General features: G+C 71.6%; 8 protein-coding genes. 3 read left to right on the top strand and 5 right to left on the bottom strand.

The window, feature by feature from the left end; genetic code table 11:
• The first annotated feature begins 200 nt into the window (after positions 1-200).
• Positions 201-998, top strand: a complete 798-nt coding sequence (locus ACSRUE_RS27640; protein ID WP_437767228.1) for a hypothetical protein — start codon at positions 201-203, stop codon at positions 996-998.
• Positions 999-1,118: 120 nt separating this feature from the next.
• A complete protein-coding gene (locus tag ACSRUE_RS27635) occupies positions 1,119-2,063 on the top strand; it encodes a bifunctional methylenetetrahydrofolate dehydrogenase/methenyltetrahydrofolate cyclohydrolase (protein ID WP_441286210.1) in 945 nt (314 codons plus the stop codon).
• A 55-nt stretch (positions 2,064-2,118) separates the two neighbouring features.
• Here ACSRUE_RS27635 and ACSRUE_RS27630 read toward each other — a convergent pair whose 3' ends face one another.
• The 3 genes from ACSRUE_RS27630 to ACSRUE_RS27620 all read right to left on the bottom strand — a co-directional run bounded on the left by ACSRUE_RS27630 (position 2,119) and on the right by ACSRUE_RS27620 (position 5,923).
• Positions 2,119-3,780 (bottom strand): serine/threonine-protein kinase, encoded by a 1,662-nt coding sequence (locus tag ACSRUE_RS27630; RefSeq protein WP_441286209.1) that lies wholly within the window; start codon positions 3,778-3,780, stop codon positions 2,119-2,121.
• 175 nt (positions 3,781-3,955) lie between these two features.
• A complete protein-coding gene (locus ACSRUE_RS27625; protein WP_441286208.1) occupies positions 3,956-4,777 on the bottom strand; it encodes a hypothetical protein in 822 nt (273 codons plus the stop codon).
• A gap of 159 nt (positions 4,778-4,936) precedes the next feature.
• Entirely contained in the window at positions 4,937-5,923 is a 987-nt protein-coding gene (locus tag ACSRUE_RS27620; RefSeq protein ID WP_441286207.1) for an Rpn family recombination-promoting nuclease/putative transposase, read from the bottom strand.
• Positions 5,924-6,421: 498 nt separating this feature from the next.
• Here ACSRUE_RS27620 and ACSRUE_RS27615 point away from each other — a divergent pair, with 498 nt between their 5' ends.
• Positions 6,422-10,087, top strand: coding sequence for a hydantoinase B/oxoprolinase family protein (locus ACSRUE_RS27615; RefSeq protein ID WP_441286206.1), 3,666 nt, complete (start codon positions 6,422-6,424; stop codon positions 10,085-10,087).
• Positions 10,088-10,274: 187 nt separating this feature from the next.
• Here the strand turns inward: ACSRUE_RS27615 and uxuA are convergent, their stop codons facing one another.
• A complete protein-coding gene (uxuA, locus tag ACSRUE_RS27610; protein WP_441286205.1) occupies positions 10,275-11,348 on the bottom strand; it encodes a mannonate dehydratase in 1,074 nt (357 codons plus the stop codon).
• Between the two features lie 70 nt (positions 11,349-11,418).
• Entirely contained in the window at positions 11,419-13,035 is a 1,617-nt protein-coding gene (locus ACSRUE_RS27605) for a pectinesterase family protein (protein ID WP_441286204.1), read from the bottom strand.
• Between the last annotated feature and the right edge of the window lie 33 nt (positions 13,036-13,068).

Raw genomic sequence — 13,068 nt, 5'->3', positions numbered from 1 at the left:
CTCGATGACTCGATGACTCGATGACTCGACGAGCCGAGGACCGCCGCCCCCCCGCGATGGCGAGGCCGCGTGGCGTGCCCGGCCCATGGGATGGGGTCGACCGGTCACGAGGGTCCGCGCCGTGCTCCCCTGGACATCGGGATCGGACCGTCTCAGGTTCTCGCGCGAGCGCAAGGCGCTTCGCCGCCGAGGAGGGGATCATGCAGATCGACTTCGAGATGCCCGTGATGGCCGACGGCGGCCTCGATGCGGGCGTGCTCGACCGCGTCCTGGTCGACCGGGAGCGGGGCGTGCTGACCCACGTGGTGCTCCGTTCTCCGCTGGCGAGCGAGGAGCTGCTGATCTCGATGGATCTCGTGCAGGGCACGGCGGACGGGCACCTCCGCTTACGGCCCGGCCGGGACGAGCTCCTGGCGCTGCCTCGGTACTACGAGGGGCGGACGACGGCGCAGCCGCCGGGGCGCGTCGATACCTCGCTCGTGCCGCAGCCGCCCGAGCGGAGGCAGGAGCTGGAGGAGGCGCTCGGGGTCACGGACGATACGGTCGAGCTCGGCCCCGACACGCGGGTGATGACCGCCGACGAGGCCGAGGCGCAGCTCGTGGGCATCGGCGCGAACGATCCTGGCAACGACATCTCGCGGATCCGCGTGCGCGGCCCCGCAGGCGCCGAGGCCGACTTCCCCGCGTCCTGGATCGACGTGATGCGCGAGGACGTGGTGGCGCTGAAGGTGACCCGGGACGATATCTTGCGCTCTCGTCCGGCGCCCAGACGCCGGGACGGAAACCTCGCGAGCCTCGAGGGGCTCTCGGGCATGGGCGGACGCGACGGCGACACGCCCGAGGAGGTGTTCGGAGCGAATTTCGTCGATGAGCTGCGCGGCAAGGGCGGTATGCTCCTCCGCGTGCCCGGCGCCGGCAGCCCCGCCGAGGCCGAGAGCAACCGCGTGGCGGCGCCGGTGGTGGAGGAGGGCCCGGAGCGGCGGTCCTCCTCGCGATGAGCCCGTGAGCCAGGCACGGCGGCTCTCCGGAGAGATGGAGTTTCCGAGAGGTGGAGTTGAGATCGTCGCCCCGCCGGAAACTTGACACCGATGCTCGCGCGTGCTCGTCTCCGCCCCAGGATGGACCCTCACCACATTCCGCCGAGCCCGGGCACGCGCACGGCCAGCGTCCTCGATCCGACCGCGGTGGCGGAGACGTTCCGCAGCGAGATCCGGGCGGAGCTCGCGGCGCTGCCCGAGCCGCTGGTCCTGGTCGGTGTGCTCGCGGCGGATCACGGGCCGTCGTACACGTACGCGGAGTACACGCGCAAGGCGTGCGAGGACGTGGGGGTCCGCTTCGAGATCCGCCACGCGACGCGGCTCGACGCCGAGGAGGCCATCCGCGCGGCGAACGAGGACGCGCGCGTGCATGGGATGATGGTGTATTACCCGATCTTCGGCACGGAGCAGGACGTGTACTTGCGGGACAGCGTCGATCCCGCGAAGGACATCGAGGGGCTCCACACGTTCTGGGCACGTTGCCTGTACCAGAACCAGCGCTTCCTGGACGAGGCGAAGACCAGGAAGGCGATCCTGCCGTGCACGCCGCTGGCCATCCTCAAGCTGGTCGAGGCGGCCGGCTTCTTCGATGAGGGGGAGCGGCCGCTCGAGGGCCGGCGCGTGTGCATCTTCAACCGGAGCGAGGTCGTCGGGAGGCCGCTCGCGAGCATGATGGCGCACGACGGAGCCCACGTGACCTCGTTCGACATCGATGGACCGTTGCTCTTCGTGCCCAGCTCCTCGGGCGACATGCACGAGGTGCGCGAGACGACGGTGGACCGGGCCACCGCGCTGCGGCAGGCCGACATCGTGGTGACCGGCGTGCCCTCGCGGAGCTTCCCGGTCGTGCAGGGCGCCGAGATCCGCGAGGGCGCCCTCTGCATCAACTTCTCCACCTTCAAGAACTTCAGCGACGATATCCAGAGCAAAGCGAGCGTGTTCGTGCCCCGCGTCGGCCCCATGACGGTGACGATGGCGATCCGAAACAGCCTGCGGCTCTACAAGAACACCCACCCGGGCGGGTGAGCTCGCTCGCAGCGGCGCGCGCGAGCGCACGGGCTCCTCGCTGCGCGGCGGCCGGTCACATGTGGTCGGTGGGATCGTCCCGAGGGATCCGGGGCCTCGGGGGCAGCGGCGCCCGTTTTCTGGCGGACGACGACGGCGCCGGCGGCACGGGCGCGGGCGCGCTGGTCTGCGCCTCGGAGGCCGAAGGCGCGCCCGGCGCGGCCGTCGCGCTGTGGGAGGGCGGCGGCGGAGGCTCCGTTGACGCGGTAGACGGCGCGGCGGCGGACAGCGCGGACGCGGCGGCAGGTGAGGCCGCCGGGTCGGGCTGCGACGTCGGTTCGCCGCCCGGCGCGGGGGCGCGAAGGACCGCATAGGTGACGAGCCCCAGGGCGAGCGCGGCGGCGCCCAGGGCCAGCGAGATCCTGGCGCGGCGGCCGTCGGCGTTCGTCGGGGCGAGGGTACTTCCGGCCGACGTCAACGTGCTGACGGCCTCCTGGAACGCCGGCGCAGCGCCCTCCGAGGCGCCGCGGCTCGGAGAGCCGTGGAAGGGGGGCCCTGCTTCGTTTCGCAGCGTCGGCAAGGACGCGCTGGAGGCGGCGCCCATCGTGCCGGGGCTCGGTTCCATCATTCCAGGGCTCGCCGCATCTGGACGCGCCCCGATCGCATCTGGACGCGCCCCGATCGCATCTGGACGCGCCCCGATCGCATCTGGACGCGTCCCGATCGCATCTGGACGCGTCCCGATCGCATCTGGACGCGTCCCGATCGCATCTGGACGCGCCCCGATCGCATCTGGGCTCGCGGCCATCGTGCCGCCGCGGACGACGAGCAGCGGAGACGCACGCTCCTCGGGAGCCGACGGCTGGAGAGGTCGGGGCTCCGACCCCGCCGCGGAGGCCGCCGCGCCGAACGCCTCGGCGAGCTCGCTCGCGCCCTGGAACCGATGCGCCGGGTCGCGCGCGAGCGCCCGCGAGAAGAACCCATCCACGGCGGGCCCGAGCTCCGGCACGACGCTCGATGCGAGGGGGACGTCCTCTGTGCAGATCGCCACGAACACCTCGCCGATCTCCTCGCCCGGCAACGGGAGTCGGCCGGTGAGGCAGCGATAGGCGATCACGCCGACGGACCAGAGATCGCTGCGCCAGTCGAGGGTCTTGCTGCGGCGCACCTGCTCGGGGCTCATGTAGTAGGGCGAGCCGACGAGCGTGCCTGTCTTCGTCTCGTTGCCGGCCAGCAGCGTGCCCTGGGCCTTGGCGATCCCGAAGTCGAGGACCTTCACGAGCTCGTCCTCGTCCTGCCGCGAGAGAAAGAGGTTCGCGGGCTTGAGGTCGCGGTGGACGATCCCCATCTCGTGCGCGCGGCGCAGGGCCTTGCACACCTGCGTGACGATGCCGAGCGTGGCCGCCGTGGAGAGGCGCCCCTCCCGCGCGAGCCGCGTCTCCAGATCCTCGCCGTCGAGGAGCTCCATCACGAGGAAAGGCGTGTCGCCCTCGAGCCCATAATCGTGCACGTGCACGACGTTCGGTATCTTGAGCTGCGCCGCGGCCCTCGCCTCGCGCTCGAAGCGCGCCCGCGCGGTGGACGAGGCAGCGTACTCGGGCGCCATGAGCTTGACCGCGACCGTGGCGTCGAGCTGGAGGTGCCGGGCCACCCAGATCGAGCCCATCCCGCCCCGCGCGAGCACCCGCTCGAGGCGGTATCTTCCGGCGACGACGCTGCCTTCTGCGAGCGAATTCATGAGCCTCGGCCTCTCGCTGGGGACGCGCACCCCAGGCGCTCGGAGTCGAGCAGCCGGGGCGCCTCGCGCCCAACGAAGCAAACGACGGAGCCCACCGCAACAGGATCCGACCCGGGCCGCGCGCCGCGTCCTTTCGCCTCGACCGGATCGCCGCGCTCGCGGCGCCGCGCGCCGCCTACTTGCGCCTCGGCCGTGTCGCCGAGCTCGCGGCGTCGCGCGCCGCCGTCGCAGGGGCGCCTCGCCCGGCGCCCTGCGGCGCGCGCAGATCGCTCGCGCGCGCCCGCCGCGCGGGAGGGCTGCCCTGCGACGTCAGCGTCTCCAGGGCGACGCGCAGCTCGGCGCGCACGTGCGGGCCGAGGAGCTTCTCCGCCATGGCGCTCAGGCGTCCTGCGAACGCGGCCATGATGCAGCCCGCGCGCTGGTCGTCGCGCTCCGGGGCCCCCGAGCGCCGGTAGTGCCGCGCGTAGTCGCCCGTGATCGCCCCGAGATCGCCGCCGACGTGGACCGCCTGCCGCATGAAGAGCCGCGCCGCGCGCTCGTTGGTGATCTGCGGCATCTGCGCCAGGGTCAGGGCCACCTCGGTCCTGCCCACGGCGAGCAGCATGGAGACCACCCGCTGGCGCGCGAGCTCGACGAGCCGCGGCGCGAGGGTGTGCTCGTCGAAGACGTGGACGTTCGCCGGCACGAGCGCGTCGCCTTCCGTGCCGAGCTCGCTCAGGAACGCGTTCAGCACCGGCGAGCGCGTCGGCGCGGCGTGCGCGTACTCCCGCGCGCCGCCCGCGTTCGACCTGCCGCCCGGCGGCGACGGGAGCGGGCCGGCGGCGGGCTTCGCGCGCGGCCCGGGTCGCGCTGACCGCACCCCTCGTGACCGCTCGAAGTGCCGCTCCGCGCTCCCCGCGCGCTCGTTCTCCGCGGCAGCGTCCGTCGCGCCGAGCAGCGCGGCCAGGCCCGCCGCGTGGGCGGCGGTGACGTGCGGAGGAGGTTGTTTGCTGGACATTCGAGCAGATCCTCTCGCTTCGAGAGCTGCTCGAGCGCTTATCACGCCGCACGAACGGTTGTACAGCGCTGAACGCCGGTTCCCGACGGGCGCACGCGGCCATGGGGTCGTGGCGAGGCGGCGCCCCCTTGCGCGCGGCCGGCGACGCGCGCCTCAGCCTCAGGGCTCGCTCAGCACCGCCGCGAGCGTCGGCGCGGTGAGCACGCGCTCGGACCATCGATCGAGCACCGCGATGTCGGCGGCGTTGACCCGCGCCACGGCGTCGTCGGGCAGCGCGCCGAACCGCGCGCCGAGCACTTTCAGCAGCATGTGGCGGCGCCCTTCCCGCAACCCCTCCCGCAACCCCTGCTGTCTGCCGCGCTCCATCAGTTGATCGGCTGCCGACACGATCTCCTCCTTCCAGGGCTCTCCCGCCGCGGCCAGGAGCCGCTGCAGGACCTCGTCCGCCTCGTCGCGCTCGTTCGTCGCCAGAATGTACCGCCATATCGCCCGCAGCGCCTCCACCCCGTTCGGCGCGCGCCGCACCTCGTTCACCAGGTCGAGCCACTTCCCCAGCTGCCGGAGCAGCTCGTCCGGCTCCCGCCCGTGCCGCAGGCACCACAGCACCAGCCGCGAGAACGCGCTCATCGCCCGCGCCTTCAGCGCCTCGTCTCCCTCCTGGCTGATGTCGTCCAGCACGAACCGGAACCGCGGCACATGGTCGGCCATCACGGCCCGCGCGCCCTCGTCGAGCTCGAGCAGGTCCTCGAAGGACGTCGCCGCGGTCCATCCCGTCTCGCTGTGGTGCAGCACCACCGGCAAGATCGCCGGCAGGAGCTTCGACCCCGGGTGCTCCGCCAGGTGGTGCTCCCAGATCCGCACCATATACCGGAGGAGCCGGAACGCCATCAGCGGCTCCACCGTGCTCTGGTGCTCGCACAGGAGATACAGGAGCACGCGGGCTTCGCCCATCGACGCCGAGAAGAGCAGATCGCTCTGTCGCTCTTTCAACGCCTCATCCACGAAGCTCCCGGGGCGAAGCCGCAGCGCCGCGAAGTCGATCCGCGCCGAGAGGGCGGGCGGCAGCGCTTGCCTCAGCTCACCCGCCGCGTGCTCGACCTGGGAAAAGGCTGCCTTGAACAGCGCATCATGCGCGTTGATCTGCATGGGTCGGGCAGCACCATGCCTCATGCGCGCGTCACAGACACCATTTCTTCGACAAGCTCTTTTGCGAATGAATCAGAACGGCTCTCCGTAATCCATGCTCGCGCGACGCACCGTCCTTCGTGAGCATCCTGTCGCACACGACCTCGATCGACTTGTCGATCTCGGCGACGGAGAGCCGGGCCACCAGCGAGCGGACCGGCGCGCTGCTACGGCGCGAACGTGGCCTCGCAGACGAACCTGAACATCCACGCGCCCGGCGGCTGCCAGAGGAGCGAGGCCACGGGGAGCGGGCCGACGGCAAGGACCTCCATCAAGCCGAGATGCCAATTTTACGTACAGGACAGCAATTCCCGGGACGCTGCGAGCTTCCAGCGGCGTGGGCGGGGCCGCCCTCCCGACGGTTGAAGATTGTTCAATGAAAACTTAGTCTTGCCGCCCTTCGGCGGGCAGGACGGCGCGGAGCGCGGCGGAGGAGGCGGCCGGCAAGGAGTGGGTTCCATGACCTCGACCTCGCACAAGTGGCAGTTCTGGATCGATCGCGGAGGCACGTTCACGGACGTCGTGGCCAAACGGCCGGACGGCTCGCTCACCACCGCCAAGCTCCTGTCGGAGAACCCCGAGCAGTACGCCGACGCGGCGGTCGAGGGGATCCGCCGCCTGCTCGGCCTCGCGCCCGGTCAGGTCATCTCTCCCGCCGAGGTCGAGTGCGTGAAGATGGGCACCACGGTCGCCACGAACGCGCTGCTCGAGCGCAAGGGGGACCGCACCGTGCTGGTCACCACGCGCGGCTTCCGCGACGCGCTGCGCATCGGCTACCAGAACCGCCCTCGCCTGTTCGATCGCCACATCGCGCTGCACGACCTGCTCTACGAGCGCGTGGTCGAGGCCCGCGAGCGCGTCGGCGCGCGCGGCGAGGTGGTCCAGCCGCTCGACGGCGAGGCGCTGCGCGGCCCGCTCTCGGAGGCGTTCGAGGCCGGGATCCGCGCCTGCGCGATCGTCTTCATGCATGGCTACCGGTTCGCCGCGCACGAGCGGCGGGCGGCCGAGATCGCGCGCGAGGTCGGGTTCACCCAGGTCTCCGCGTCGCACGAGGTGAGCCCGCTGATGAAGCTCGTCTCGCGCGGCGACACCACGGTGGTCGACGCGTACCTGTCGCCCATCCTGCGCCGCTACGTCGAGCAGGTGGCCGGCCAGATGCCCGGCGTGCCGCTCTACTTCATGCAGTCGAGCGGCGGGCTGACGCTGGCCGGCCGCTTCCAGGGCAAGGACGCGATCCTGAGCGGCCCGGCGGGCGGCATCGTCGGCATGGTGCGCGCCGCGCTCGCGGGCGGGCACGAGAAGGTGATCGGCTTCGACATGGGCGGCACCTCGACCGACGTGTCGCACTACGCCGGCGAGCTCGAGCGCGCCTTCGAGACGCAGGTGGCCGGCGTCCGGATGCGCGCGCCGATGATGAGCATCCACACCGTGGCCGCGGGGGGCGGCTCGCTCCTCGGCTTCGACGGCGCGCGGCTGCGCGTGGGGCCGGAGTCGGCCGGCGCGAGCCCGGGGCCCGCGTGCTACCGCCGCGGCGGGCGGCTGGCCGTCACCGACGCGAACGTGATGCTCGGCAAGATCCAGCCGGAGTTCTTCCCGCACGTGTTCGGCCCGGGCGCCGACGCGCCGCTCGACCGCGAGGTCGTCGAGCAGCGCTTCCGGGCCATGGCGGCCGACGTGCAGCGCGACACGTCGCGCCCGATCACGCCGGAGCAGCTGGCCGAGGGCTTCCTGCAGATCGCCGTCGCGAACATGGCCAACGCGGTGAAGAAGATCTCGGTCGCCCGCGGCCACGACGTCACCCAGTACACCCTGCAATGCTTCGGCGGCGCCGGCGGCCAGCACGCCTGCGCGGTGGCCGACGCGCTCGGCATGCGCCGCGTCTTCGTCCACCCGCTCGCGGGGGTCCTGTCCGCCTACGGCATGGGCCTCTCGGACCAGAGCGCGATCCGCGAGGCGGCCGTGGAGCGGCGGCTCGACGAGGCGGGGCTCTCCGATGCGCGCGAGGCGCTCGCGCGCATCGGCCGCGACGCGGAGGCCGAGCTCGTGGGGCAAGGGTTCTCGCCGGAGCGGGTGCGGCTCGTCCGGCGCGTCCACGTGCGCTACGAGGGCACCGACACCGCCCTCGTCGTGCCCGACGGCGACGCGGAGGCGATCCGCGCCGCGTTCGACGCGGCCTACCGCAGGCGGTTCGCCTTCCTGATGCCGGACAAGGCGCTCGTCCTGGAGAGCGTCTCCGTGGAGGCGATCGGGCCGGGCGAGGCCGCCGACGAGCGGCCCGCGGAGGCGCGCCCGCACCGCCCCGAGGCCGACGCCCGGGCGCGGATGTACGCCGAGGGCGCGTTCCACGACGCGGCGCTGTACCGGCGCGAGCGGCTCGGGCGCGGCGCGGTGATCGACGGGCCGGCCATCGTCGCCGAGGCCAACGCGACGACCGTTGTCGAGCCGGGATGGCGGGCGGAGATCACCGCGCTCGGCCACATGGTGCTCACCCGGGTGGCGCCGCGCCCGGAGCGGCGCGCGGTGGGCACCGAGGTCGACCCGGTGATGCTGGAGGTGTTCAACAACCTGTTCATGAACATCGCCGAGCAGATGGGCCTGCGGCTCCAGAACACCGCCCACTCGGTCAACATCAAGGAGCGGCTCGACTTCTCGTGCGCGCTGTTCGACGCGGAGGGCAGCCTGATCGCGAACGCGCCGCACATGCCGGTGCACCTCGGCTCGATGGGCGAGTCGATCAAGACCGTGATCGCGCGCAACCCCGGGATGAAGCCGGGGGACGTCTACGCGCTCAACGATCCGTACCGCGGCGGCACCCACCTGCCGGACGTGACGGTGGTCACGCCGGTGTGGGACGAGGCGGGCGCTCGCGTGCTGTTCTACGTGGCGTCGCGCGGCCATCACGCGGACATCGGCGGCGTCACGCCGGGCTCGATGCCGCCGTTCTCCAGGGCGATCGAGGAGGAGGGCGTCCTGCTCGACAACGTGAAGCTGGTCGAGGCCGGGCGGCTCCGCGAGGCGGAGCTCCTGGCGCTGCTCGGCGGAGGGCCGTACCCGGCGCGCAACCCGCAGCAGAACCTGGCCGACCTGCGCGCGCAGATCGCGGCGAACGAGAAGGGCGCGCAGGAGCTCGCCGCGATGGTGGCGCAGTTCGGCCTCCCGACGGTGCAGGCCTACATGAAGCACGTGCAGGACAACGCCGAGGAGAGCGTGCGCCTCGCGATCGCGCGGCTCGACCCGGCGCTCCTGCACGACGGGCGCTTCTCGCTGCCGCTCGACAACGGCGCGACGATCGAGGTGGCCCTCCGGATCGACAGGGAGCGCCGCGCCGCGGTCGTGGACTTCACCGGCACGTCCGGGCAGACGGAGAACAACTTCAACGCGCCCCGCGCTGTGACGATGGCCGCCGTGCTCTACGTCTTCCGCACGCTCGTGGACGACGACATCCCGCTCAACGCGGGCTGCCTGAAGCCGATCGAGGTCGTGATCCCCGAGGGCTCGATGCTGAGCCCGCGCCCGCCGGCCGCGGTGGTGGCGGGCAACGTCGAGGTGTCGACCTGCGTCACGAACGCGCTGTACGGGGCGCTCGGCGTGCTCGCGAGCAGCCAGCCGACGATGAACAACTTCACGTTCGGCAACGAGCGGCTCCAGTACTACGAGACGATCTCGGGCGGCTCGGGGGCGGGCATCGAGATCGGCGGGAGCGGCCGCGGTGGCACGCGCGCCGGGCGCGGCTTCGCGGGGACGAGCGTCGTGCAGACGCACATGACGAACTCGCGCCTGACGGATCCGGAGGTGCTGGAGCATCGGTTCCCTGTGCGGCTGGATCGCTACGAGATCCGCGAGGGCTCCGGCGGGGCCGGGCGTTTTCCGGGCGGGAACGGCGGCACGCGCGCCGTGCGCTTCCTGGAGCCGATGACGGCGTCGATCCTGTCGAACGGGCGCTCGACGGCCGCGTTCGGCCTGGCGGGCGGGCAGGCGGGCGCGCCAGGGCGCAACCTGGTGGTGCGCGCGGACGGCTCGGTCGAGGTGCTGGGGCACATCGGATCGGTCGAGATGGGGAGCGGCGATGTGTTCGTGATCGAGACGCCAGGGGGCGGCGGGTACGGGGCGCCGGTGCCCGCGTGAGGGCGCGTTCCTGAAGCATCCCCTCGAATTTTTCGGGAAGATTCACAGGGAGACGGGGAGACGGGGAGTAAAATCCCACCATCTTCCCGTGAATCTTCCACGTTAAAAATGCCAATAAAATGAGGGGATTTGTCAGGCGCGTTCCGCTGAGATAGCAGGCGTCCTGCTCCCCTGCCCGCTCACCCGCTCATCCAGGAGTCGGCGCCTTGGCAGCGGGTCCGGGCGATAGCTTGCACGTGGCCTCCCAGAGACCATTGAGGTACACGAGGCCCAGCGCGCGATCATAAAGCCCATAGCCCGGCTTGCCGGTCTCGCCCCAGATCATGCGGCCGTGATCCGGGCGCACATAGCCGTCGAAGCCGACGTCATGGTACGCCTTCACGATGGCGGCCATGTCGAGCGAGCCCTCACAGGACAGGTGGGCGGATTCGAAGAAGGTGCCGTCCTCCTGGACCGCCACGTTGCGCAGGTGCCCGAAGGGAATGCGGCCCATGCCGCCGAACTCGCGCACCAGCGACACGATGTTGTTGCACAGATCGGCGCCCAGCGAGCCGGAGCACAGCGTGATGCCGTTGGCCGGAGAATCGACGGTCTTCACGAGGCGCATCAGGTCGTCGCGGTTCTTGACGATGCGCGGCAGGCCGAAGATCGGCCGGGGCGGGTCGTCCGGGTGCATGGCCATCCGGACGCCGACCTCCTCGGCGACCGGGATGACGCGCCGGAGGAAGTGCGTGAGGTGCTCCCATAGCGCGTCTTCGCCGACGTTCCTGTACTCGTCGAGGACGGCGCGGAGCTGCTCCGGCTTGTAGCTCGAGTCCCAGCCGGGCAGCGAGATGCCTTGTTCCGGGTCGATCTCGGCCACCGCCGTGGCGTCGAAGGCCAGCGTCAGCGAGCCGTCGGGCAGCTCCCTGGCCATCTCGGTGCGGGTCCAGTCGAAGACCGGCATGAAATTGTAGCAGATCACCTTCACGCCGGCGGCCGCGCAGCTGCGGATGTTCTGGCAGAAATTGTCGATCAGCCGCGCGCGGGTCGGCTTGCCGAGCTTGATGTCCTCGTGCACCGGCACGCTCTCCACCACCTCGAACCGGAGCCCGGCGCCCTCGACGCGCGCCCTGAGCGCCTGCAGCCGCTCGACCGGCCACACCTCGCCCACCGGCACATCGTAAATAGCCGAGACGATGCCGTAGATGCCCGGGATCTGACGGATGTACTCGAGCTTCACGGGGTCGTTCTCGCCGTACCAGCGAAAGGTCATCTTCATCGTTTCGGTCCTTCCAGCGTCACGGGTCATCCCGTGCAGAGCTCGGGGGTCGAGGCGCCGCGCGGCCGCCTCAGCGCGGAGGGGCCCAGCCGCCGAGCACGATGGCCGGATCGCGCATCATCGCCGCTTGCTGCGCGGAGATCTGCGTCGATCCGGCGATACGCCCGCTGGTGTCGATGAGGCGTCCATCGGCGTCCCGGCTCTGGTACTCCCAGAAGCGGAGGGTGCGCGGAGGAGACCCGCCCGTGATCGTCCACCCCGCCCGCGAGATGTGGCTGCCGAGCGTGCAGTTGACGTACGCGACGTGGCTCGCCGGATACTGGCTCACGTCGATCCTCGCCAGCGTGTTCCCCGTGATGCCCGCGTCGCTGGTGATGCGCGAGTCGACGAAGACATAGCCGTAGCCAGCGTCGCCGTTGCGCGCCTGGACGTTGTAGCCGGATCGACCGACCGTCTTGATCTCGCACCGGTTGAAATACGCCGCGCCCGTGCCCCACACGAAGTCGACGTTGCCGGCGATCATGCAGTTGTCCGCGTAGAGGCGCCCGGACCAGAGCAGCGTGTCCTGGAGGCTCAGGATGTCGGCGTCGCGCACGACGCACCTGTCGCAGTCCTGGAGCCGCAGCGCCTCCGCCTGGGAGCCGCCCTGCGGCGTCAGGTTGTGGATGGTGAGGTTCTCGATGATCAGGTCGCTCACCTTGTCGGCGCCGACGAGCGCGCGCCCCCTGGTGCTCGGGTTCAGGTTGTTGTTGTTCGTGCCCGAGAGGACCGTGCCTTTGCGATCGGCCCCGCGCAGCGTGATCTTGTGCTTGTTCTCGAAGTAGACGACGCCGTGGTGGGTCCCGCGCTGAACGGTGATGAGCACGCTGTCCCGGTTGTTCGCCGGGACCGCGTCGAGCGCTCCTTGCACCGAGCAGAAGTCGCCGGAGCCGTCGAGCGCCACCTCGAGCGACGCGACGCTCGATGGGCCCGCGCCCGCCGTGTCGAAGCGCCACGCCGTCGCGTCCGCGATCGCGAAGGAGCCGCCCCCCGGGGGGACGACGGCGCCGGGGTCGACCGTGACGTAATAGGACTGGCCGTAGTCGAGCGCGCGCGACGGCAAGGACACGACAGCATCGTTGCCGTCCACGTACACCGGGCGAGGTACGTTGAACGTCCGGCCGCCGATCGTGGCGGTCACGGTCATCGAGGCCATGTCGACCGTCGCGACCGCCGCGCCCGGCCGGGCGGCGTTGAACACGCGAACGGCGCCCGCGCGGCCCAGCGTCGGCGCGCCGGGGAACGTGATGCGGAGCGGCGGATCCGGGCACAGCCCCCGGGCGCCCGGCGCGGGGAACAGGGCGCTCACGCCGGCAGGGAGGTCGACCGGATCCGCGCCGCCGTCGCCCTGGCTCGCGCCCGTGCCCTCGCCGCCGCCGGCCGCGCCGGCGCCGCCCTCTCCCGCGCCGCCCGATGCGGCGCTGCTGGTCGACCCGCCGCCGCCCGACGCCGCGCTGCTGGTCGACCCGCCGCCGGTCGATCCGCCGCTGGTCGAGGCGCCGGCCGTCGAGGCGCCGCTGGACGCCTCGGCGCTTGTGTCGTCCGCCGTCTCGGCGCCCTCGCAGGCGATCGAACACAGACCGAGGAGCCCGAAGAGAAAAAGTCGAGAGCGGATCATGGCGCCGCGCAGGGTATCAAGGCGCTGCACGGCCTGGCAATCTGCGCTCAGGGCACGGAACGT

The sequence above is a fragment of the Sorangium sp. KYC3313 genome, assembly GCF_052075895.1.
Lineage (GTDB): Bacteria > Myxococcota_A > Polyangia > Polyangiales > Polyangiaceae > Sorangium > Sorangium cellulosum_B.
This window is presented reverse-complemented; position numbering and strand designations above follow the sequence as displayed.

Excerpts from the sequence above, each read along its gene's own strand:
- ACSRUE_RS27640 (WP_437767228.1), top strand. The coding sequence starts at position 201 with ATGCAGATCGACTTCGAGATGCCCGTGATGGCCGACGGCGGCCTCGAT.
- ACSRUE_RS27635 (WP_441286210.1), top strand. The coding sequence starts at position 1,119 with ATGGACCCTCACCACATTCCGCCGAGCCCGGGCACGCGCACGGCCAGC.
- ACSRUE_RS27630 (WP_441286209.1), bottom strand. The coding sequence starts at position 3,780 with ATGAATTCGCTCGCAGAAGGCAGCGTCGTCGCCGGAAGATACCGCCTC.
- ACSRUE_RS27625 (WP_441286208.1), bottom strand. The coding sequence starts at position 4,777 with ATGTCCAGCAAACAACCTCCTCCGCACGTCACCGCCGCCCACGCGGCG.
- ACSRUE_RS27620 (WP_441286207.1), bottom strand. The coding sequence starts at position 5,923 with ATGCAGATCAACGCGCATGATGCGCTGTTCAAGGCAGCCTTTTCCCAG.
- ACSRUE_RS27615 (WP_441286206.1), top strand. The coding sequence starts at position 6,422 with ATGACCTCGACCTCGCACAAGTGGCAGTTCTGGATCGATCGCGGAGGC.
- uxuA (WP_441286205.1), bottom strand. The coding sequence starts at position 11,348 with ATGAAGATGACCTTTCGCTGGTACGGCGAGAACGACCCCGTGAAGCTC.